This window comes from Pedobacter sp. Hv1 (assembly GCF_001412215.1).
Classification (GTDB): domain Bacteria; phylum Bacteroidota; class Bacteroidia; order Sphingobacteriales; family Sphingobacteriaceae; genus Pedobacter.
This window is the reverse complement of the sequence record NZ_LLWP01000001.1, coordinates 337,421-359,175: the sequence shown is the minus strand read 5'-3', so window position 1 is coordinate 359,175 and position 21,755 is coordinate 337,421. Positions and strand designations below refer to the sequence as shown.

General features: G+C 36.5%; 21 protein-coding genes. 12 read left to right on the top strand and 9 right to left on the bottom strand.

Translation table 11 applies throughout. The features are described 5' to 3' along the window. Positions 1 to 11 precede the first annotated feature (11 nt). The 7 genes from AQF98_RS01775 to AQF98_RS01745 all read right to left on the bottom strand — a co-directional run bounded on the left by AQF98_RS01775 (position 12) and on the right by AQF98_RS01745 (position 8,111). On the bottom strand, positions 12 to 536 hold the full coding sequence (locus tag AQF98_RS01775) for a C40 family peptidase (RefSeq protein ID WP_055130201.1): 525 nt from the start codon (positions 534 to 536) through the stop codon (positions 12 to 14). A 506-nt stretch (positions 537 to 1,042) separates the two neighbouring features. Continuing rightward, complete coding sequence (locus tag AQF98_RS01770; RefSeq protein ID WP_055130200.1) at positions 1,043 to 1,417, bottom strand: hypothetical protein; 375 nt, start codon at positions 1,415 to 1,417, stop codon at positions 1,043 to 1,045. A gap of 74 nt (positions 1,418 to 1,491) precedes the next feature. Continuing rightward, positions 1,492 to 2,193, bottom strand: coding sequence for an SDR family oxidoreductase (locus AQF98_RS01765; RefSeq protein ID WP_055130199.1), 702 nt, complete (start codon positions 2,191 to 2,193; stop codon positions 1,492 to 1,494). Between the two features lie 182 nt (positions 2,194 to 2,375). Beyond that, positions 2,376 to 4,151, bottom strand: a complete 1,776-nt coding sequence (locus AQF98_RS01760) for an aromatic amino acid hydroxylase (protein ID WP_055130198.1) — start codon at positions 4,149 to 4,151, stop codon at positions 2,376 to 2,378. A gap of 323 nt (positions 4,152 to 4,474) precedes the next feature. Next, entirely contained in the window at positions 4,475 to 4,963 is a 489-nt protein-coding gene (locus AQF98_RS01755; RefSeq protein ID WP_055130197.1) for a GtrA family protein, read from the bottom strand. A gap of 64 nt (positions 4,964 to 5,027) precedes the next feature. Next, positions 5,028 to 6,959: an LTA synthase family protein gene (locus AQF98_RS01750; RefSeq protein ID WP_055130196.1), complete on the bottom strand. Its 1,932-nt coding sequence runs from the start codon at positions 6,957 to 6,959 to the stop codon at positions 5,028 to 5,030. Positions 6,960 to 7,028: 69 nt separating this feature from the next. Then, on the bottom strand, positions 7,029 to 8,111 hold the full coding sequence (locus AQF98_RS01745; RefSeq protein WP_055130686.1) for a calcium:proton antiporter: 1,083 nt from the start codon (positions 8,109 to 8,111) through the stop codon (positions 7,029 to 7,031). Positions 8,112 to 8,290: 179 nt separating this feature from the next. Between AQF98_RS01745 and AQF98_RS01740 the strand changes: the two genes are divergently transcribed. Together AQF98_RS01740 and AQF98_RS01735 are read left to right on the top strand one after the other, a co-directional pair. Then, positions 8,291 to 9,490 (top strand): NlpC/P60 family protein, encoded by a 1,200-nt coding sequence (locus AQF98_RS01740; protein WP_055130195.1) that lies wholly within the window; start codon positions 8,291 to 8,293, stop codon positions 9,488 to 9,490. Then, complete coding sequence (locus AQF98_RS01735) at positions 9,477 to 9,839, top strand: arsenate reductase family protein (protein ID WP_055130194.1); 363 nt, start codon at positions 9,477 to 9,479, stop codon at positions 9,837 to 9,839. Before AQF98_RS01740 ends, AQF98_RS01735 begins: the two co-directional genes overlap by 14 nt. A gap of 159 nt (positions 9,840 to 9,998) precedes the next feature. Here AQF98_RS01735 and AQF98_RS01730 read toward each other — a convergent pair whose 3' ends face one another. After that, on the bottom strand, positions 9,999 to 11,477 hold the full coding sequence (locus tag AQF98_RS01730; RefSeq protein ID WP_055130193.1) for a glycine--tRNA ligase: 1,479 nt from the start codon (positions 11,475 to 11,477) through the stop codon (positions 9,999 to 10,001). Positions 11,478 to 11,961: 484 nt separating this feature from the next. Between AQF98_RS01730 and AQF98_RS01725 the strand changes: the two genes are divergently transcribed. The 10 genes from AQF98_RS01725 to AQF98_RS01680 all read left to right on the top strand — a co-directional run bounded on the left by AQF98_RS01725 (position 11,962) and on the right by AQF98_RS01680 (position 20,786). Further along, positions 11,962 to 12,882 (top strand): glycerophosphodiester phosphodiesterase family protein, encoded by a 921-nt coding sequence (locus AQF98_RS01725; RefSeq protein WP_055130192.1) that lies wholly within the window; start codon positions 11,962 to 11,964, stop codon positions 12,880 to 12,882. A 1-nt stretch (position 12,883) separates the two neighbouring features. Then, positions 12,884 to 13,594, top strand: coding sequence for an ATP-binding cassette domain-containing protein (locus AQF98_RS01720; RefSeq protein WP_055130191.1), 711 nt, complete (start codon positions 12,884 to 12,886; stop codon positions 13,592 to 13,594). 4 nt (positions 13,595 to 13,598) lie between these two features. Continuing rightward, complete coding sequence (locus tag AQF98_RS01715) at positions 13,599 to 14,132, top strand: hypothetical protein (protein WP_055130190.1); 534 nt, start codon at positions 13,599 to 13,601, stop codon at positions 14,130 to 14,132. Between the two features lie 134 nt (positions 14,133 to 14,266). Then, the gene (locus tag AQF98_RS01710; protein WP_055130189.1) at positions 14,267 to 14,773 is read left to right on the top strand and encodes a hypothetical protein; all 507 of its coding nucleotides are present in this window, start codon (positions 14,267 to 14,269) and stop codon (positions 14,771 to 14,773) included. Positions 14,774 to 15,052: 279 nt separating this feature from the next. Further along, positions 15,053 to 15,601, top strand: coding sequence for an outer membrane beta-barrel protein (locus AQF98_RS01705; RefSeq protein WP_055130188.1), 549 nt, complete (start codon positions 15,053 to 15,055; stop codon positions 15,599 to 15,601). A gap of 96 nt (positions 15,602 to 15,697) precedes the next feature. Further along, positions 15,698 to 16,426 (top strand): gliding motility-associated ABC transporter permease subunit GldF, encoded by a 729-nt coding sequence (gene gldF, locus AQF98_RS01700; RefSeq protein ID WP_055130187.1) that lies wholly within the window; start codon positions 15,698 to 15,700, stop codon positions 16,424 to 16,426. Beyond that, positions 16,420 to 18,108, top strand: coding sequence for a gliding motility-associated ABC transporter substrate-binding protein GldG (gene gldG, locus AQF98_RS01695; RefSeq protein ID WP_055130186.1), 1,689 nt, complete (start codon positions 16,420 to 16,422; stop codon positions 18,106 to 18,108). Before gldF ends, gldG begins: the two co-directional genes overlap by 7 nt. 33 nt (positions 18,109 to 18,141) lie before the next feature. Continuing rightward, positions 18,142 to 19,266, top strand: a complete 1,125-nt coding sequence (gene dnaN / locus AQF98_RS01690; protein ID WP_055130185.1) for a DNA polymerase III subunit beta — start codon at positions 18,142 to 18,144, stop codon at positions 19,264 to 19,266. 86 nt (positions 19,267 to 19,352) lie between these two features. Then, on the top strand, positions 19,353 to 20,039 hold the full coding sequence (locus tag AQF98_RS01685) for a DUF4397 domain-containing protein (RefSeq protein ID WP_082434868.1): 687 nt from the start codon (positions 19,353 to 19,355) through the stop codon (positions 20,037 to 20,039). 72 nt (positions 20,040 to 20,111) lie between these two features. Next, positions 20,112 to 20,786: a VTT domain-containing protein gene (locus tag AQF98_RS01680; protein ID WP_055130183.1), complete on the top strand. Its 675-nt coding sequence runs from the start codon at positions 20,112 to 20,114 to the stop codon at positions 20,784 to 20,786. On the opposite strand, the gene AQF98_RS01675 is transcribed toward AQF98_RS01680, so the two are convergent. Then, positions 20,783 to 21,739 (bottom strand): zinc dependent phospholipase C family protein, encoded by a 957-nt coding sequence (locus tag AQF98_RS01675; protein ID WP_055130182.1) that lies wholly within the window; start codon positions 21,737 to 21,739, stop codon positions 20,783 to 20,785. The genes AQF98_RS01680 and AQF98_RS01675 overlap by 4 nt on opposite strands. Between the last annotated feature and the right edge of the window lie 16 nt (positions 21,740 to 21,755).

Sequence of the window (21,755 nt, the reverse complement as noted above, 5' to 3'; positions counted from 1 at the left end):
AGGCTTTGGTATTATTCCATAATGCTTACCGCTTTCATGAAACGACTCTTATAATAGTCGTTAAACTCCGTAACGGTTACGCCATGTGCCTTGCCTGAGGTGGAATGGATAAATTTGATATCTCCATCTTTAATGGAATAAATGATACCCACATGCCCAATTTTTCTTACTCTTGGGTTTGTGCCTGTAAAAATGAGCACATCGCCTACTTTGGCATCTGCTAATTTAATGGGTACACCAGTACTGGCAAATTCTCTGGAAGATCTTGGAACTTTGAAACCAAAATTCTCGAATACATAACTGACAAAGCCAGAGCAGTCAAATCCTTTATCAGGATTGCTAGAAGCATATCTGTAAGGCACACCAACCATTGATTTGGCAAAGGTGAGCAGTTGTGCTGCAGGAGAATTGATTTTACTTAATATTTTTTTCATCATTTCCTGATATTGCGCAGGAAGTGAAGCACTGTTGTCTTGTGCTTTGCTTGAAAGAGAGACGAATAAGAGGAAACAAAAAATAAATAGTATTTTCTTCATATCGGGTTGTCAAAGATAATAAAAAAACAGAAATACAGTAAGATGTTGATAACTTGATGGTTGTCTGCTAATACAATCAAAGAAGCTTGATTTCTGGGCTTAGAATTGACAATTAAGTCTATGTTTGTGATGTGCCTATATGGTCAAAAAACGAATAGTTACCCACATAGATACATAGGACACATAGTTTTTATTTACTTGAATCCCTATGGGTACAAATAAAAGGGCTTTTTCGTTATGTGCTCAAGAATTGATAATTGAGTCTATATTTTCTATGTGTCTATGTGGTCAAAAAAACGAATAGTTAACCACATAGTGACATAGGGCACATAGTTGGTTTTATTTTTACAACTAAGTCTATGTTTGCTATGTGTCTATGTGGTCAAGGAACAAATAGGTTAAACCACATAGCAACATAGGTCACATAGTTGATTCTTGTTTTTAACAAACTCTGCAACAGAAATTGCGAATGAGGAGAGAGATTTTTTAAAAAAACCTAATTATTGCTAAATAGTTGGAAACATGGTTTGTGCTTTTTCACCAATTAATGGGATTGGTTTTTTCTCGCCATTAATGGCGCCAATTAAACCGATGATCCATATGATGAAAAGTACAAGCTGAATTGCCCACATTACATAAAGCATTAGACCCAAACCACCGGCCAAGAAAAGTATACCTAGAATAAAGTTTAATCCCCAACCCAATACCGTAGATACAATGGCAAATAATAAAGTTTGTCTTAACTGATAGCTGCCTAGCTCGGTTTTATTGTCTTTATGCATCGCAAAATAAGCAATGAGCCATCCAATTATTGTAAAATAGCTAATGATGCTTGCCGTTTTGCCATTGTCTGGCGTGGTGAAGTTGTTGTTTGTTTCCATAATTAGTTAATTTTAATTTAGTTCAAGTGGTTACTTGATTAAACAAATTACAGAATATAAATGTAATATCCTAATTATGGGGTAGTTACGGCTACTGGTAATACTTTTCCATTGAAAAATTTATGTCCAGTGCGAGCGAAGTCGGCTACATATTTGCCCATTTCAAAAGCCATTACCGGACTTTCGTAACCTGGAAAAGCAGCTTCTAGCATTTCTGTTTGTGCAGAGCCTAAAGCCAAACAGTTTACTTTAATACCTGTTTCGGCCAATTCAAAAGCTAAACATTCGCTTAAAGTATGTAGAGCCGCTTTACTGGCCGAATAAGCAGCTAAGCCTGCAAATTTAACGCTACCCTGAAAACCGCCCATGCTACCAATATTTACAATGTGGCCACCTTTTGGTATAAATGGTAGGGTATACCGAATCATTTTGAAATGGCTCATCACATTGTGTTCTAACATTTCGGCCAGGTCTGTTTCTGTGGTTTCTGCAAAGGGTTTGTTAATCAGGCTTCCAGCATTATTGATCAATATATCTACCGAACCTAATCGCTCCTTAATAAAGGGAACTAAGGCGGTATAATCATCATTTACCAGGTCAAAAGCAACAGGTAATAAAGTGCAATCTGGATTGATACTTTTTGCAATTTCATGTAGTTTTCTCAGTTTATCTGCCGAACGAGCAATGCATAAAACTTTATTCTTACTGTCTAAAGCAAATTCTAAAGCAGTTTCAAAACCTATTCCGCTACTTGCGCCTGTGATAATTACGTTCATTTTTTATAGTAGTTAGTATGTGATAGTTAGTATTTAGATAGAAGAGCTTCATAGCGTCTTTGTACTTTATACTAACTACTTTTTACTCTTATTAGTCTTCTTCTGTGATCAATTGTGTTAATAGAAAGTGTAAATGGCTTCATTACGTCTTTGTACTTTATACTAACTACTTTGTACTCTTATTAGTCTTCTTCTGTGATCAATTGTGTTACTGGGTTGGCAATTACATGTAAACCATCGTTAATCAGCTTGGCATGGTCTGGTTCTGCTGCGGCCTTCATCTCTAGGTAGATACGAAGTTCTTTTTCAAAATCGGTATCCAAATTTTTATGGAAAACAATCTCTAAGATCTCTAAAGCACAAAGCCAATCTGCACGATGGGCAGTTTTGAGCTCATTAAAAATCGTTTCCAGCTCTTCATAACCAGTTTGGTTTTCTCTTACAGAGCGCACCTTTTTGTACAATATATGTAGCTTTTGGGTAGCCTCATCGTAAGTTACTTTATGAGTTTGTTCTTTGCTTACAAAAACAATTTCTTCATATTGGTCTTTATCTGCGGCACCATTAAATACAGAAACAATCTTTTCGCCAATGGCCATGTCGTAAGTTCCCCATTCTGGTTTGAATAAAATGTTTCCATTACTTTCTTTAACCGTACAGTCTTCAAAAGCAATTAAAATCAATTTACCATTCTCAATTAAAATCTCTTTAACTATACCCACTACGTCAATGCCACTCTCAAAAGTTAAATTGGCTTCTTGCCCTTCTGCAATACCGATCTGCTCCAGTTCAGTTAAACTATGATCTTCTAATGCTTTGGCTATTCCTTTTAATTTGCCAACTGGCGATGAAAAACCATCGGCATGGTAATCTTTTCCGTGACCATTTAATTGTTTGCCAGCAAAGGCCAATGCCGAAGGACCAGTAGTTTTAATAAAGGTCAATTCGTCTGCCTGGTTTAAGCCAACATCAGTAAAAATTCCTGTTAACTGTAAGCCAGAGCTGTATACTGCCGTACTCGGATTTTTACATTCAATGGCTTTCAAAATACTCTCTGCACCACCACGTCTAAACGCCATCGTATCGGCGAATGCTTCTAACACATCAATCAGATTTTGAAAGGTTGGTGTTACAAACAGTTGTGGCTGTGGTTTGGTAATGTCGTATTGGTAATTGATGGTGTCTATATTGTACCAGATTTTTTTAACATCGGGGTTCATACAGGTTGCACTCTCGCCAATGGAAGAAAGTAGGCCTGCACCATAAATTTTTGGATTCTCTAAAGTTCCGATTAGTCCGTATTCAACTGTCCACCAGTGTAAACGGCCTAGTAGTGCCATTTCAGATGGTTCGCCCATGTTATCGGCAATATGGCGTAGCGTTTTTTCTGCTTGTGCAATTTCTTCTTCATCACCATCTACTGCTTCTTTTAAAATAGAAAGCTTGCGTATTGCTTCATACAATTCAAAATCCTTGCTAGAGAACATGGCCTTTGCACCAATTGAGCCAAAATAGCTCAAGTAGTTGTTGTAGTCTGTGTCTGCAATAATTGGGGCATGGCCAGCACTTTCGTGGATAATATCTGGGGCAGGCGTATATTCAATATGATTAATCTGACGAATATCTGCCGCAATAACCAAAACTCTATAAGCTTGGTACTCCATAAAGGCAGCTGGAGGAATAAATCCATCAACAGTAACTGCACCCCAGCCAATTTTACCAAGGTTATCATTCATGGTTTGCAGGTCGGGAATATATTCAATACTCAAACCTGCTCTTTGTAAACCTTTAATGTAAGGATAATAGGCCACATGTTTTAAATAGCTATAATTCTGACGCATTACATATCTCCAAACAGCTTGATCTATTGGAGTATATTTCTCGTAATGTTGTTCAACTATAAACTGCCTTAAATGTTTAGGGAGTTTAGCTACTTGTTGATTGTTAAAATCGCTCATTGTTCATGTGGGTATTGATATTGGCTAAAATAGCTTGTTCGGGCTAGTAATCCAAAAAAAGAATGCCCTTTTACGCTAAAATGATGAGAATCATAGTTTAGATGATACCTACTTGCTTGGGTTTTCAGTTCTTTTGCTTGCATCAGAAATATCTTATCTTCTTTAGTCAAGCGCTTTATTTTGCACAGTTTTTGGTTTGATAAACCCGGTTGTAGCGGGCACGAAGACGAGGAACGAGGCGAAGTAAAGCGAAAGACGGGACTGGCCTTAAAAAAAGCGGCTGTCTTTGCTTTTCTAATAGAATGAAATAAGAAGTATTTAAGCTATTTCTTTTTACTTAGCTTTTTTACACTGAAGGTAAAATAGTGCTGGTACAGGTAGCTAAAACCTGCAATTAGAAAACCAACTACAAACCTTGCTACTGTTGGATAAACCTGTAATACATCGGCAAAGAATTTATACAAAAAGATGTTGAGCAAAATATTGATGAACTGTAAGTTCATGAATCTAAACAATTGTACTCTACCTCGAACTTCGCTATGGGTAAATACAATATACCTGTTAATGAGGAAGCTCAATGGAATAACGATGGCAAAATCTACTACATAAGCCGCGATACCTCTTTTTAGCGTAAAAAATAAAAGATCTACTTCTTCGGTTTTAAAAAGGTGATAGAAAGCTAAGTAATAGACAACGTTGCCAAGTACAAATGTGGTTCCTCCGGTTACCAAATACCTAAAGTTGTGCAAAGAAATGTATTTCTTAAATGGCGGATGAAAAAAATCTATAAGTGCTAATATCGCTTTGCGCATTGAGGTATAAGTTGGTCTGTTATATTCTATTATTTAATATTTGCCTGTTTGTTCGCTAGAACTATCAATTGCCAACCGTTAACTTATCCTTGATCATTCTGTTATTGTATTGTTGGATAAAGGCTTTTAAGTGTTGTTCCATATTTTGCTGCACTTCGGGCAATTTGTCAATAATGTTATTTTTGGTCAATCTGTCTGTTTTAAGATCGAATAGGGCTGTAGATTTTTGTCCATCGTTGATCAAGAGATAATCACCTAAATAAAAACTAAAGCTACCATCATTGTTGTTGACAACAAAATTAGTATTTGTAGGGTTCAATGCATCAAAACCAAAAGCAAAATAAGGCTTAGGATAATTGAGGTAGTTTAAAACAGTTGGCATAATATCCATCTGTTGGATCAATTTATCAGTTCTTCCTTTCAATTCTCCACCTGGGTAATAAAATAGAATAGGAATAGAAAAAGAACCTGGTGTGGTTTGATATTCGGGCAGGTAAGACACGGTAGCATGATCGGCCACTAAAACAAACAAAGTGTTTTTATACCATGGCATTTTTGAGGCGGTGGCAAAGAATTTTCGGATAGACATATCTGTATAACCCATGGGTTCTTGCACAGGCAGCGGTCCCTTAGGGAATTTGCCTATGTATTTTTCGGGTACTTTAAAAGGATGATGGGAAGAAACAGAGAAAAAGGCAGAGAAAAAGGGCTGTTTAAATGTATTGATGGTTTTGGCCATGTACTGCATAAAAGGCTCATCCCAAATGCCCCAAATGCCATCAAAATCTGCATCGTTATTGTACTCGGTTTTGCCATAATATTTTTTAATGCCAGCCAGATTGGTATAGGCAGAAAAGCCCATTGAACCATTGGGAGCACCATGGAAAAATGCAGTTTCATACCCTTCATCTCCCAATAATTTGGCTATACTAGTGGTTTTGTTGCCAGAGTAGCTAGACAGCACAAAAGGCTCGCGAATGGAAGGAATGCCCGAAATGATAGAAGGTAGGGCATCAATCGATTTTCGCCCGTTAGCATAAGTGCGATTAGAGGTGAAGCTATTGGCTACCAAACTATCAATAAAAGGGGTGTAGCCTTTGTAGGTGCCATTTAATACATCTTTATTTAAGGCGCCAACATGTTCCTTTCCTAAACTTTCGATAATTAAAAATACCACGTTCAGCTTTTTGAAAGGAGCCGTGTTTGCTGGTTGATGGGTAGGGTTGTATAAACTATCTAAGGTTTTTTCATTGTAATAATTAATGGGTTTGAGATTGGCTGCCTTTAGCGTTTTCATGATGGTGAAAGGCGTGTTTAAGACCAAACTCATGTCGCCAGGAGATTTTACAAAATCACCAGCATTGCTCATGGTAATGGGTCTGGTGCTGTGTCGCCAGCCACCACGCATGCCCACTACGCAAAGCCCCATAATTAAAACTAAAATCAATGTATGGCCCAAATAGATTTTCCAATTAAATCGGGGCGCCTTTTTGATCCGGATAACATTGTAGAGTTTGATAAATACATAGGTGAAAATAACAAACAACACCAAGAGGTACCAGTAATCTGCCAAGAAATCAAAAAAGAGTTTGAGCTTGTTCTGTTCATTGCCAAATTGTGAAAAAACACTTGCCGTAGTGTGTTTTAAAGTGTATTTGTAATAAACAAAGTCGATGAAGTTGGCTAAAAACCCAATACTATTGGTAATGAGGAATAACCATTTACAAAAAGATTGGTAGCCCTTGCCATACCTAAAGGGAAAGGGTATGGCCTGTAAAATAATGTACAGGGAATTGAGGTACAGCAGCGCAACGATATCAAACTTAATGCCACCCAAAAAGATGTACAATAGCTCTGAAAAACCAATATGACTAAACAATGATCGGTTGAATAGGTAAAAACCCAACCTGCAAAGCGCATATAAGAACAATAGGGTCAGAAAACGATAGACTAATGCTACGTAAATGGATTGTTCTCTTTTATTATGCTGGCTCATTTTTTTGCTAAAAGCCGGCAATTTAACTAATGAGAATGGGTTTAAAAAATTTAGTAGTTTTAATTAGGTTTAAGGAGCGATAGTAGTAAATAAATAAGTAGCAAAAATAACCAGCAACACTACTCCCTGTAACATATTGGTTTTGCCTGTAGCTAACGATAACATAATGGTAAATAAAGAAAGGAGTAAAAGTACAGTCGCTTTCATGTCAATACCCAAGGTAATGGTCATTCCGGTAAAAATGGCAACACCAGCTACTGCGGGTATGGTTAATCCGATACTGGCCAATGCAGAACCCAATGCCAGATTTAAACTGGTTTGCAGCCTGTTTTTTTTCGCTGCTCTATAAGCGGCTAAACCTTCGGGTAAAAGCACCACGGCAGCAATAATTACACCCACCAAAGATTTTGGGGCACCTGCATCAATTACTGCACTTTCAATATCTGGAGCCAAAGCTTTGGCCAATAATACCACAATACCTAAACAAACCAAAAGTAAAAAACCACTTAATAAAGCTGTTTTTTTGGTGGGTGGTTCTGCATGCGCATCTTCATTGCCATCTTCTCCGGGTGGAAGAAAAAAATCACGATGTCTAACTGTTTGGGTTAATACAAAGGCACCATAAATAATCAAAGAGATGATGGCTACAAAACCCAATTGAATTGGACTGTAAAATGGTCCGGGCCTACTCGTAGTATAGTTTGGAAGAATAAGGGTAAGGACAATAATTGCGCTTAGGGCTACCAAGGCCACACTTACACCACTTAAACTAAATTCTTGTTGTTTGTATTTTGCACCACCAACAAGTAAACATATGCCAATCATTCCTGTTAAAATGATCATTACAGCAGCTAAAACCGTATCTCTTGCCAATGCCGTTGTTTCTGGTCCGCCGGTTAACATGAGCGATACAATGAGCGCCACTTCTATTGTAGTAATGGCTAAGGCTAGTAACAAGGTTCCATAAGGCTCCCCAACTTTATGGGCAACAACTTCGGCATGGTGTACTGCTGCTAAAACACTACCAATTAATAAGGCCGTTAAAATTAAAATGTAGGTGGTAACCAATCCACTTATTGGACTGAAATAAGCAATCCAAGCTAAAATAGGTAAAGCAATTGTCCAAAAAGGTAGTTGTAATTTTTTTAGCATAGAGCTCATATAATTTATTGATGGAAATGATATAGCTAATATAACATTTCAAATTAAAAATTGTTTGAAAAAACAGTGGTAAATCTTCGTTTAAATGAGGTTTGTAAATATTAAATTACCTAATAAATCGGCATAAAGAATCAAGTTTATGTAACTTAGTTCTTTAATTTAAATGGCAAATGAAAAAATTCTTTTTAGGATTTGTTTTAAGTACCTGTTGGTTTGTAGTGCATGCACAATTGGATACAGCAGCATATCGGACCAAAGCTATAGAAATACAGAAAAAATATGCTCCTGATAAAAGGGCTATCTATTTCAATCTGCAGATTAAAGGAGATTCTGTAAAATTAGAAAGCACCTCGCAACTGGCATTAAAAGAGTTTGAACTGGTAAAACCTCCATCTGAAAAGATAAAATTTAGTGCAGTTTTATTGCCTGCTAAATCTTTAAATGGTTTTGATTATGGAGTGGCTAATCTTTCAGTTTGTAACAATAGGGCAAATCCACAACATGGCGCAGAGCTAATGACCCAAATGTTATTGGGAACACCATTAAGGGTATTGAAAAAACAAGGTGGATTTTATCTGGTACAAACACCTGATGGTTATCTGGCATGGACCGATAGTGGTGCTATTAAATTGATGGACCAAAAACAATACGAAACTTGGCAAAAGGCAGAAAAGGTTATATTTACGAGCGATTATGGGCATGGTTTTACTACACCAGATCTCAATAGCAAAAGAGTTTCTGATCTGGTAAATGGAAATATCCTACAGTTGTTAGGGCAAGAGAAAGACTTTTTAAAGGTAGCTTACCCCGATGGAAGAACGGCCTATTTGCCCAAAGCACAAACAAGCCCTTACCAGCAATGGGTAAAAAGACCAAACCCTAGTGCCAATGCTATTTTGGCAACAGCACAAACTTTGTTGGGCGTTCCTTATTTATGGGGTGGTACATCTATTAAAGGGGTAGATTGTAGTGGTTTTACCAAAACAGCCTACTTTTTAAATGGGATTGTAATTCCTAGAGATGCTTCGCAACAGGCCTTGGTAGGCGATGTTGTTGATGTTTTAGAGCATGATTCAATCAGTGTGGCCAAATGCTTAAAGAATTTACAGCCGGGCGATCTTTTGTTTTTCTCTGCTGCAAAAAGGAGAGGAGTAAATGGGGGTAAAGTATCGCATACGGCAATTTACATGGGCAATGGCGAATTTATCCAGTCTGCTGGGATGGTGAAAATTAACAGTTTAGTGCCAAGTGCGGCTAATTACGATGCTGGTCAAAGCACGACCTTAGTTGGCGCACGCAGATTATTAACAGAAATAGGCAAACCAGAAATTACAAGAATAGATCACCACGATTGGTATGGGAAAAACTGAGCTAATTACCATTTACCACAATCAAAGCTGTAGCAAAAGTTGTAATGCTTTAGAAGTATTAAAGCAGAGCGGAAAAACCTACGAAGTTGTAGAATATTTGGCAGATGTACCTACTATTGAAGACCTGAAAACCATTGTAGCAAAACTAAAATGCAAACCTCATGAATTGATCAGGACCAACGAAAAAGTATACATAGCACAGTTTAAAGGAAAGGACTTAACAGATGAAGAATGGATTGTAGCGATGCATGAAAATCCGATCTTGATTCAAAGGCCTATTCTGATAACGAGAGATAAAGGAATTATTGCGAGAACACCCGAAGCATTAGATAATTTCCAAAAAAGCTAATGTTAGTCTGGATTTAAAATCCAGACTGTATGATTTGGTGGATTTACAATCCACGATTAGCATAGTCGAGATTTCAAATCTCGACCAACCCAATCCGACTAACTCGAGCAACAAAAAAGCCAATTCTGAAAAGAATTGGCTTTAAACATATTTTTAAAATTAAGCCAATAGATTTCTCCAGCTTACTTTACCTTCAATAATTGAATGCAGTTCTTTAATCTCAATACGTTGTTGTTCCATGGTATCGCGGTGGCGGATGGTAACGGTATTGTCTTCCAAACTTTGGTGATCAATAGTTAAACAGAAAGGAGTACCAATCGCATCCTGACGGCGGTAACGTTTACCAATAGCATCTTTTTCTTCATAGATACAGTTGAAATCGAATTTCAGGCTATCCATAATTTCACGAGCTTTTTCTGGTAGACCATCTTTTTTGGTCAGAGGGAAAATTGCTACTTTAATTGGAGCTAATGCAGGGTGCAAACGTAACAAGGTACGACTATCTTGTTTTTCTGCTGTACTTAAATCTTGCTCCTCAAAAGCATTGATCATGGTTAACAAGAACATGCGGTCTAAACCAATTGAAGTTTCAATTACATAAGGTACATAATTGCCATAAGGTTTACCATTTTCGTCAAGATCATTGTCGAAATACTGCATTTTTTTACCAGAAAACTCTTGGTGTTGCGTTAAATCGAAATCTGTACGGCTATGGATACCTTCTACTTCTTTAAATCCGAATGGGAATTCAAACTCAATATCAGTAGCAGCATTGGCATAGTGTGCTAATTTAACGTGATCGTGAAAACGATATTTTTCAGGCGATGTTCCTAATGCTTGGTGCCATTTTAAACGAGCTTCTTTCCAGTAAGCAAACCATTTTTTGTCTTCGCCTGGGCGCACAAAGAATTGCATTTCCATTTGCTCAAATTCACGCATACGCATGATAAACTGACGGGCAATTACTTCATTTCTAAAGGCCTTGCCAATTTGTGCAATCCCGAAAGGAATTTTCATTCTTCCAGATTTTTGCACATTTAAAAAGTTAACGAAAATACCTTGTGCAGTTTCCGGGCGAAGATAAACTTCATCACTACCTTCGGCCATTGCACCAAATTGAGTACTGAACATTAAGTTGAACTGACGCACATCGGTCCAGTTTTTAGTGCCACTAACTGGGCAGGCAATTTCATGCTCTTCAATTAAAACCTTTAAACGAGGCAAATCTTCAGCAGTTAAAGCGGCATCCATGTCAGCCTGTAATTTAGCTGCTTTATCTGTTTTGCCATCTTTTTCGTAACGAGCAATCTTATCCTCTAATAATTGATCGGCACGGTAACGTTTTTTCGAATCCTTATTGTCAATCATCGGATCATTAAAACCATCTACATGTCCGCTGGCTTTCCATACCTTAGGGTGCATGAAAATGGCAGAGTCGATACCTACAATGTTTTCGTGCATTTGCACCATTGCTTTCCACCAGTAGGTTTTAATGTTGTTTTTTAGTTCGGCACCTAATTGTCCATAATCATAAACAGCACTTAAACCATCATATATTTCGCTGCTTTGAAATACAAAACCATATTCCTTAGCATGAGAGATTACATTCTTAAATTGTTCGTCGTTTGTTTTAGCCATAATGAGCCAAAGATAGTAATAAGTAAGAAAGTAAGAAAGTCCGAAATCAGGAAGTTCATTGGTTCATATAGGGAATAGAGAATAGGAAATGGGGAATAGGTTCAATGGTATAAAGTAGTTAGTAGAAAGACAGGGTAGTTAATCAGTTCAGGTAGGGAATAGTAAATTGTAAATAGGGAATAGGTTCAATAGTATAAAGTAGTTAGTAGAAAGTATAAAGACATAACGTTTATTAGTTCATTAGTAAAATATCCCAATTTTGTGAATGTATTTAACAATCCTCACAATTTATGAACAAAACTTACTTACAACTTATAACGTACAACTTTCAACCTTTAACTTTCAACCTTTAACTTACAACTTATAACGTACAACTTATAACGTACAACTTTCTACCCCCAAACCACACCTATGTTACAAGTCCTTTATCAGAATTTAACAGTGGCACAATCTAAACATTAAAACAATTCACTTATTTTTGGGCATGAAACAATTTAACTTATTGGTTGTCGCAGTTTGTGTACTGTGCCTTTCTTTTATTGCACCTGCAAAACATCATTATATCTCTTTTCGCAATGCGGATGAGTTGAGAAGCTTTTTAAATCGTAAAACAACTGGTTTTCCATTAATCAGTGCACACCGTGGTGGCCCTATGGCTGGTTTTCCGGAAAATGCGATCGAAACTTTCGAAAATGCAACCACCCACCAGCCCGTAATTATTGAATTTGATGTGGCTTTAAGTAAAGATTCTGCCTTGGTAATTATGCACGATGATAAGTTAGATAGAACAAGTACTGGTACGGGCACTATTGGCAGTTACACTTATGCAGAATTGCAAAAATTGACACTTAAAGACAATGATGGAAAAGTAACGGCTTTTAAAATCCCAACGCTAGATCAGGTTTTAACATGGGGCAAAAATAAAGTGTTGTTTACCATTGATATTAAACGTGGGGTACCTTATGCCAAAATTGTAGCAGCTGTACGTAGAACCAAAGCAGAAAATAATTCGATCATCATTACCTATAATGCCAATCAGGCTGCAGAGGTACATAAATTAGCACCAGACCTTATGATTTCTGCTTCTGCAAGAAGCATTGCTGATATTGAACGTTTAAATCAGATGGGAGTACCAAACGATAGGATTGTAGCTTTTGTAGGTACAGCAGCACCAGATAAAGCAGTTTACGAATATTTACATAGCAAAGGCATTACCTGTATTTTAGGTACAATGGGCAACTTAGACAAAAGTGCCATTGCCAATCCGAACCAAAAAGTTTACGAACAATTGTTAGGCAACGGAGCGGATATCATCTCTACAGACGAGCTGGTATTGGCAGGTGCACAATTTGATAGTTATAGAACCAATAAAAAACTTAAATTTGCCAACCTAACAGTGAAGTAAATTGAGTATTAAGGTAAAAGAATTAGCAAAAAACTTTGGTCAACAAAAAGCAGTTGGAGGCATTAGCTTTGAGGCAAAACCAGGTCGGATATTAGGTTTTCTTGGTCCAAACGGAGCAGGTAAATCTACCACCATGAAAATGCTTACCGGTTACCTTGTACCTAGCTCTGGCGATGCCGAAATTTGTGGAAAAAGTATTTTGACTGATGAATTGGCCGTTAAAAGAGCAATAGGTTATTTGCCAGAAAATACGCCATTGTACCTTGATATGTATGTTCGCGAGTTTTTGAGTTTTGTTGCGCAAACCTATCAAATAGAAAATCTAGCACATAGGGTAGAAGAAGTGATTAAACAGGTTGGCTTAACACCAGAACAGCATAAAAAAATAGGAATGTTGTCTAAAGGTTATAAACAACGTATTGGTTTGGCACAGGCCATTATCCACCAACCTCAGGTACTGATATTAGATGAGCCAACTTCAGGTTTAGATCCAAATCAGTTGACTGATATCAGGGCCTTGATCAAAAATCTTGGACAAGATAAAACGGTAATCCTTTCTACACACATTATGCAGGAAGTGGAAGCCATTTGCGACGATGTAATTATCATTAACAAAGGTAAACTGGTTGCCAATGCATCGCTAGCAGAGTTGAAAAAAACACATGCTTCACAATCGTTAGAAGAGATTTTTAAAAAATTGACTTTAATTTAGCCGAATGAAATTTAAGACTTTAATTGCTTTTTTGTTTGTTAGCTCAATATTTACTGCTGTAAATGCGCAACAATCCAATATTGGTTTAGGTGGAGAGATTAGCTTCCCATCGGGCAACTCTTCTAATGCCAGTGCAATAGGTTTGGGAGGTTATTTAAAAGCAGAATTAGGTTTGTCTAGTAAATTCTCATTAACCGCTAGTGGCAGCATTAGTAATTTCTTTGGAAAGAGATTTTTCGGAGCCAAGAGTCCATCTCGGGCTTATGCACCAGTAAAAGCAGGACTCAAATATTACACTACTGAAAATTTTTATCTAGAAGGACAATTGGGCGCAGCCATTCCTTTAAACCAAGGCGTAAAAACAGCTTTTGCATGGTCGCCGGGTATTGGTACCTATATTAAAACCAGAGGTTCGGAAAATAAAATTGATATTGGTTTAAGGTATGAAGGCTGGACAAGCTCTAGCGTAGTAAACAGTAATAAAACCACAACCTTTAGTTTTATTGGGGTAAGGTTGGGTTATGTATTTGGTTTATAGTTATTAAGATACTTATAGTTAAAAAGCTTTCAATTGAAAGCTTTTTTTGTTTACATAAAGTTAAAACTAAGTCACACGTTTGAAGATAATAGATGTATATATTGCCCTTTCTAATTAAACAGCTATTTAAACACATGAAAAAACTACTATTAGCATTAACCTTACTAGCTGGCCTAGGTTTGGTAGCAAATGCACAAACAGAAGGAAGCGTTAAAAAAATAAGTATTGGTGCTGAAGGAGCTTTGCCAACTAGCGGAAAGTTTAGCGATTTTTTAATGGCAGGTGCATCATTACAGTTTGAACAACCAATAGCTCAATCACTTAATTTAACGGTTTCTGCAGGTTATACTCGTGTTTTTTCAACACTGAAAAGGGCTTCTTCTTCCATTGATTATGTTCCGGTAAAAGCAGGGGGGAAATACTATTTTGCGAGTAATTTTTATGGAGCCGGAGAAATTGGTGTGGCTTTTAAAACTGGAAATGGTGGAGGTACAACATTTGCTTTTGCTCCAGGTTTTGGAGCATCCTTTTCTATTGCGGATAAATCTAGCTTAGATTTTGGTTTACGTTACGAAACTTGGTCTAACAATGGCGCTACTTCATTTTTTGGTTTAAGGGCAGCTTTTGCTTTTGGATTATAAGCATTTGATGATATTTATAGATAGAAGCTTCTGGATTATTCTGGAAGCTTTTTTGTTAAGGAGCAACGTGTAACTGAATTTTGGCTTCCATTACGAAATCTGAACCAAAAGAAGTGCCGCTTCAATTGTAGCGTTAAGTGTCACTTTTACGTTTGCGTTATAAGAAAGCTCTTGTCAATAACTAAAAAATTCTTTTTAGAATAAAATAAAGATGCATCTTTATAGAAAATAAACCTATACAAGATTATCATATCAACTATTTAAACGTAAATCAAACACATGAAAAAATTATTACTCTCATTTGCAATTGTTGTTGGGTTAGGTCTAGCGGCAAATGCGCAAACAGAAGGCCCTGTTCATAAAATAAGTATCGGCCCTGATTTTATTTATCCTTTCGGGCTAGCAGCAGATTCTTATAACATTGGTTATGGTGGTTCTGTAATGGGCGAATACAATATTGCTAAAAAATTAAACTTAACAGCATCTGTTGGTTTTACCATGCTTTCTTATAAAAAAGAAGTAAAAGCACTTTTTACCGATTTAAAAAATGATGTTTATTATCCAATTAAATTAGGTGCTAAATATTATTTTGGCCCGGTTTACGCTGGAGCTGATGCAGGAATTGGGTTGAGCTTAAAAGACAATAGAAACTCGTCATTTGCCTTTTCTGGTACTGTTGGTAAAACATTTTCAGTTTCTCCTAAATCAAGTGTAGATGTAGGGATCCGCTACGAAGGCTGGTCTATGTACCGTGAACAAGAGGGTGTTACCCTTATAGATAATTATTCTTTTGCTGGAATACGTTTAGCTTATGCTTTTGGGCTTTAGGCTTTAAAAAAATATAATTAAAAAGTCTCGACTATTTTGTCGGGACTTTTTTGTTTTAGCAGATATTGTATAACTTCGGCAACACAATTTAAATGAATGTACGCAGTTTTTAAAAGAGAATTATTTAGTTTCTTAAACTCGCTAATGGCCTATATCACCATTGGTATATTTTTGTTGGCCTGCGCTTTATTGTTGTGGTTTTTTCCCGATACTTCTATTCTAGATTATGGTTATGCCGAACTCAGTAGTTTTTTTAACCTGGCGCCATTTCTATTTATGTTTTTAATTCCGGCAATTACCATGCGCTCATTTGCAGAAGAACGCAGAGAAGGTACCTATGTACTTTTGGCAACTCGGCCATTGAGCGATCTGCAGATCATCTTGGCTAAGTATTTTGCCTGTGTGGTGTTGTTGTTTTTTGCCTTAATTCCAACATTGGTTTATTATTATAGCATATATGAATTAGGCTATCCTAAAGGGAATATAGATACTGGAGCAGTAATAGGCTCTTATTTAGGACTGTTTTTATTAGGGAAAGCTTTTACAGCGATTGGCATATTTGCCTCATCCATTACAAAAAACCAGGTTATTGCCTTTGCTGTTGCTGTTTTTTTGTGCTTTTTCACGTATAGCGGCTTCGACTCTATCAGTAAAGTTTTCGAATTACAATATCTAGGTACTGTTTTGGTTAATTTAGGTATTAACGAACATTATCAATCCATTAGCAGGGGAGTGCTCGATACCCGAGATCTCATCTATTTTATTTCTTTTGTACTGCTCTTTTTAGGTTTAACCAAATTGGCTATAGGAGGTAGGAAATGGTAAAACAACAGCCTAAATACCTCAAAATATTCATTTTTGTATTCTTGTTGGTATTGTTAAATGTAATTGGACAATATTTTTATACCCGCTTCGATTTTACCAAAGAAAAGCGATACACCTTACACCAAAAAACAAAGGCTACGCTACAAAAAACAACTAAAGATATTACCATAACGGTATTTTTAGATGGAGAAATACCTGCAGCATTTAAACGGTTGCGCAATGCCACCAAAGACTTATTGAACGATTACAAAGCCTATTCAAATGCGAACATCAAGATTGTTTTTGAAGATCCTTTAAAAAATGTACCAGCCAATGAGCAAGAAGCCTTAATTGATGAGCTTGCAAAAGCAGGGATTAAACCAGTTGCTGTAAATATTAAAAATGATGCGGGGCTTACGCAAAAGCTCATTTTTCCGATGGCATTGATTACCTATGATGATAAAAAGACCGCCATCAATTTATTACAAAAAGCAGGAGGCGCTGCAACAGACTACGAAGAAAATATCAACAGCTCTATTAAAAACCTTGAATATACTTTTACTACAGCTTTAAAAAGATTGCTCAAAGGAAGTAGCCCCATTATTGGTTTTACCGAAGGGCACGGAGAAGCTTCAAATTTATATTTATATGATGCCATCAATAGCCTTTCGCAACAATATTTGGTAGGCAGGGTTGATCTTTCAGTGGTCAATAAAGAAGCATTAGATAGTTTAAATGTATTGGTAATTGTAAAACCTACCAAACCATTTACAGAATTAGAAAAGTACAAGCTCAACTATTTTGTAATGAAAGGGGGTAGATTGGTTTGGTCTATAGATCAGGTAAACGCAGAGTTGGATAGTTTGCAAAATAGGGGGCAGGTAATGGCATATAACAATAAACTGAATATTGATGATATGCTATTTGAGTATGGTGCCCGTATCAATTATAACTTGATTACCGATCTCAACTGTGCCATGATTCCTTTAGCTACTGGTGCGCCAGGCCAACAGACGCAAATAGACATGGCTCCATGGTTATATTACCCAATCCTTATTCCAGATACCAATAGCAACATCGTTAAGAATTTAGATGGTATCCGTAGCCAATTTACAAGTACCGTTGATACCATTGGCGTAGCCAATGTGAGCAAAAAAATCATCCTTCAAAGTTCTCCTTACAATAAGGTTTTTGAAACCCCTAAAATGCTTTCTATACAGATGGCAGCACAACAGCCTGATCAGAAAGAGTATACAAGCACAGCTAAAACTGCAGGCGTTTTATTAGAGGGAAGTTTTAGATCGGTATTTTTAGATCGTCCAGTACCTGCAGGTATCACAGAAAACTATACCGTGCCTGCGCAGAGCAAACCTACAAAAATGGTGGTAATTGGCGATGGGGATATTTTTACCAATCAGGTTAATAAAACAGATCATTCTCCTTTTCCTTTAGGTTTTGATCGCTACACCCAACAGAATTTCGGAAATAAAGCGTTATTGTTAAACATTGCCGATTATTTTACAGACGATGACAACCTGATCGCCCTGCGCAACAAAGAAATTAAAGTGAGGTTATTAGATAAGGTCCGCTTGCGAACAGAAAAAGCAAAATGGCAGCTTATAAATTCAATTGTGCCACTTTTATTGTTAATATGTTTCGCAATTTTTCAACATTATTACCGCAAGCATAAGTATGCGAAGTAATTTTTATATTTTTGAGATTATACAACACAAACTATGAGATTTATAGTATCAACTTCAACGCTATTAAAACATTTACAAACAGTTAATGGTGCTTCTAGCAGCAGTACTGTTTTGCCTATATTAGAAAATTTCTTGTTCGAGATCAAAGAAGGGAACCTAACCATTTCTGCAACAGATCTTCAAACGAGTATGACTACTTCTTTACCAGTTGAGTCTAAAGAAGAGGGTAAGGTGGCTGTTCCATCTAGAATACTATTAGATACTTTAAAAACGTTGCCAGATCAGCCAATTTCTTTCAATATTGACGATAATACTTTCTCTATTGAAATTAGTGCGGGCGATGGTAAATATAAATTGAGCGGAGAGAATGGTGATGATTTTCCTAAAATCCCTGTAGTAGAAAATGCTTCGTCTGTAAACTTGCCTGCTTCAGTTTTAACAGAAGCAATTACCAAAACCATTTTTGCAGTTAGCAACGACGAGTTAAGACCAGCAATGACAGGTGTTTATTGCCAACTTTCTCCTCAACACATTACTTTTGTAGCTACAGATGCACATAAATTGGTGCGTTACCGCAGAATGGATAGTAAAGCAGACAAAGCTTCGTCATTTATCCTACCTAAAAAAGCATTGACATTGTTAAAAGCAGCTTTGCCAAGTACAGATGTTAATGTTTCTGTTGATTACAATGCAACCAGTGCTTTTTTCAAGTTTGATAACATCAATTTGGTTTGTCGTTTAATTGATGAGCGCTACCCAGATTACGAAGCGGTAATTCCGGCAAACAATCCTAACAAGTTGGTAATAGATAGAGCATTGTTTTTAAACACTTTACGTAGGGTAGTTATTTTTGCTAATAAAACTACACATCAAGTGCGATTGAAAATTAATGGAAGTGAGTTGAACATCTCTTCAGAAGATTTAGATTTTGCAAATGAAGCACACGAACGTTTAAGCTGCCAATATGAAGGTGAAGACTTAGAAATTGGCTTTAATGCTCGTTTCTTAATTGAAATGCTAGGCAATTTAAGTGGCGAGGAAGTAACTTTAGAATTGTCGACACCTAACCGTGCAGGTTTGTTAATTCCACAAACGAATGATGAAAATGAAGATGTTTTAATGTTGGTAATGCCAGTAATGTTAAACAATAGTTACTAAATATTAAATTTTTAGTTAAAATATAAGGTAATGGCTTGGTTTTTGACCGAGCCATTGTTGTATCAACCAAATACTAACCTAAAACTATGAAATCAACGCTACTTATCTCAAAAAGGCAGTTTTTTGGTGTCCTATTTTTTGCTGTTATTGCTTCAATGTGTCTAGTTTCCTGTAAAAAGGACGTGCCCGCAAAAGTGACCATTATGGGTAAAGAAGCAAAAGTTAAAATAGTGAATGCTGCCAAAAACAAAGGAGATTTTTTCTTCGATAACAATAAAATCAACGGCCAATCTTTATCGTTTGGGCAAAGCAATGATGTAAAAGTGGCTTCTGGTAATACAAGTATCTCTTTTTATGCAAACGGAGTACAAGATGTATCTACTACAATCAATTTTGTATCAAGTTTTTCTTATACTGCATTTTATGTGGAAGATAAAGCTGGTAAAGGCGATATTTTAGCTTTTGAAGATAATTTAGGGGCTACTGAAGCAGGAAAAGCTAGAGTGCGTTTTATGAATTTAAGCCCCAGTTTTACTAATTCTATTAATATTAATTTGCCAGGAAGCACATTGTTGGTTAACGCATTGGGCTTTAAAGAAACATCATTAGATTTTTCTATTGAACCGAATGTAAATTTAGGTATTTCTGTTTTAGGTGCTGGTGGTGTTAAGGTGATAGATGGTAGTGAGTTTGAAGCTGGTAAGATTTATACAATTTGGATCAGTGGAACATCTAACGCAAATTTAACCGTAAATAAAATTACCTATAATTAACATCAAATTTCCAAAATAGGTAGGCTTTACAAAAGCATATGCCTACTTTTGTAAAAATTAAAAAATATACCTTTGGAAATTTTCGATTTACTACTCCAGTTACTTACTGATACCAAGCATACATTAGAGGTAATTATGCAAAATTATAAGACTTGGACTTACCTCATTCTATTTATCATCATTTTTGCTGAAACAGGATTTGTGGTTACTCCATTTTTACCTGGCGATTCGATGCTATTTGCAGTAGGAGCACTTGTTGCAGGCGAAGGAACCGGTTTAAACATCTGGTTTATGTTGGTTATTTTAATTGCAGCTGCTATTTTAGGTAATACCTTAAACTATAGATTAGGAAAGTACTTTGGTATTCGGGTATTTAAAGAGAACAATAAAATATTGAAATTGAAATATTACCACCAATCTCACGAATATTTTGAGAAACATGGTGCAAAGGCTATTGTTTTTAGTCGTTTTTTACCCATTTTTAGAACCGTTGCCCCTTTTGTTGCAGGTGCGGCAAATATGTCTTTTGGCAAGTTTACCTATTATAACGTTGTTGGCGGGGTAGCATGGATTACCAGTTTATTATTTGCGGGTTACCTGCTTGGTAAAATTCCTTTTGTTGAACAAAATTTTGAAATTTTAGTTGTTGTTATTGCTGTAGGTACATTTTTACCAGTAATATTTGCTGCTTTAAAATCATTGTTTAAGAAGAAAGAAAAAGTAGCAGATAAAGAGACAGAAGCTTAAAATTCTCGTCCAATAATCCTTCCTTCTTTATACTTTTTGTTTTCCAATTCTTGTTGTTTCTTATCTTCAAGTGTAGGTGCTGTTTTAATGAGGTTTTTTAATTCAGGTTGTCCGGCATCTACCCAAGCAGAGAACCAAAAACTCCCAGTCATTAAGATTGCCGAACGCATTTGTTTTTCAATCATGCCTTTCGTTTTGTCTTGATAAGCTTTGGCATAGGCCGATGAATATTGCTTCATTACGGTATTATTTCGCTCAGAGAAGCTATACTTTTGATCTGAAGGAAATGAGCTATTCAACTCCGCCTCAAATCTCAGTACGGTATCTAATAAGCCATGCGAGTGTTTTACAATTTTCCATGCGGCTTTTAACGGATTGTTTAAATAAACAGCCTTACCCACCAAAAAATTATAATTACCAGCAAATAGCTCTGGTATTCTGCTCTCCCAAAAAGCATGTAGCCCAACCTGATTGGTTAATTGGCCATTGTGATTAACAGTAGTATGCAAAGGAACATGCGCATCGCCAATATAATGACCTAACTCTGCCGAATATTTTAATATTTTTAAAGAATCGTGCATTTTAAAAGCCTTAACCAAGCTGTAGTAAGTTCTTTGGATCTGCCAAGGAACAATGCCACTTGCATTCAGTTTTTTCTGGCCATATTTGGCTAAAGCGGCTTCAAATTTTTCAGGGATACTATCGATATTCTTTTCATAGTCTTCAACATCTAAATAATGCCTAGGTGCTTCTAAAGTATCAATGTACCTGCGCTTATCTGGGTCAACAGCATGATCTGTAATGTATTTGTTGGCTTGTTTATAAAAACTGACCATGCCATCTGGCAAAGTAAAAATGGCCAGTTGATTGATGCGGCGATGAGCGAAAAAGCCCCAAGAGGTACACAATAATAGCGGGATGATTAACAATGGTAAAATCGTTAATCTTTTCATAAATTGAAGATAAGAA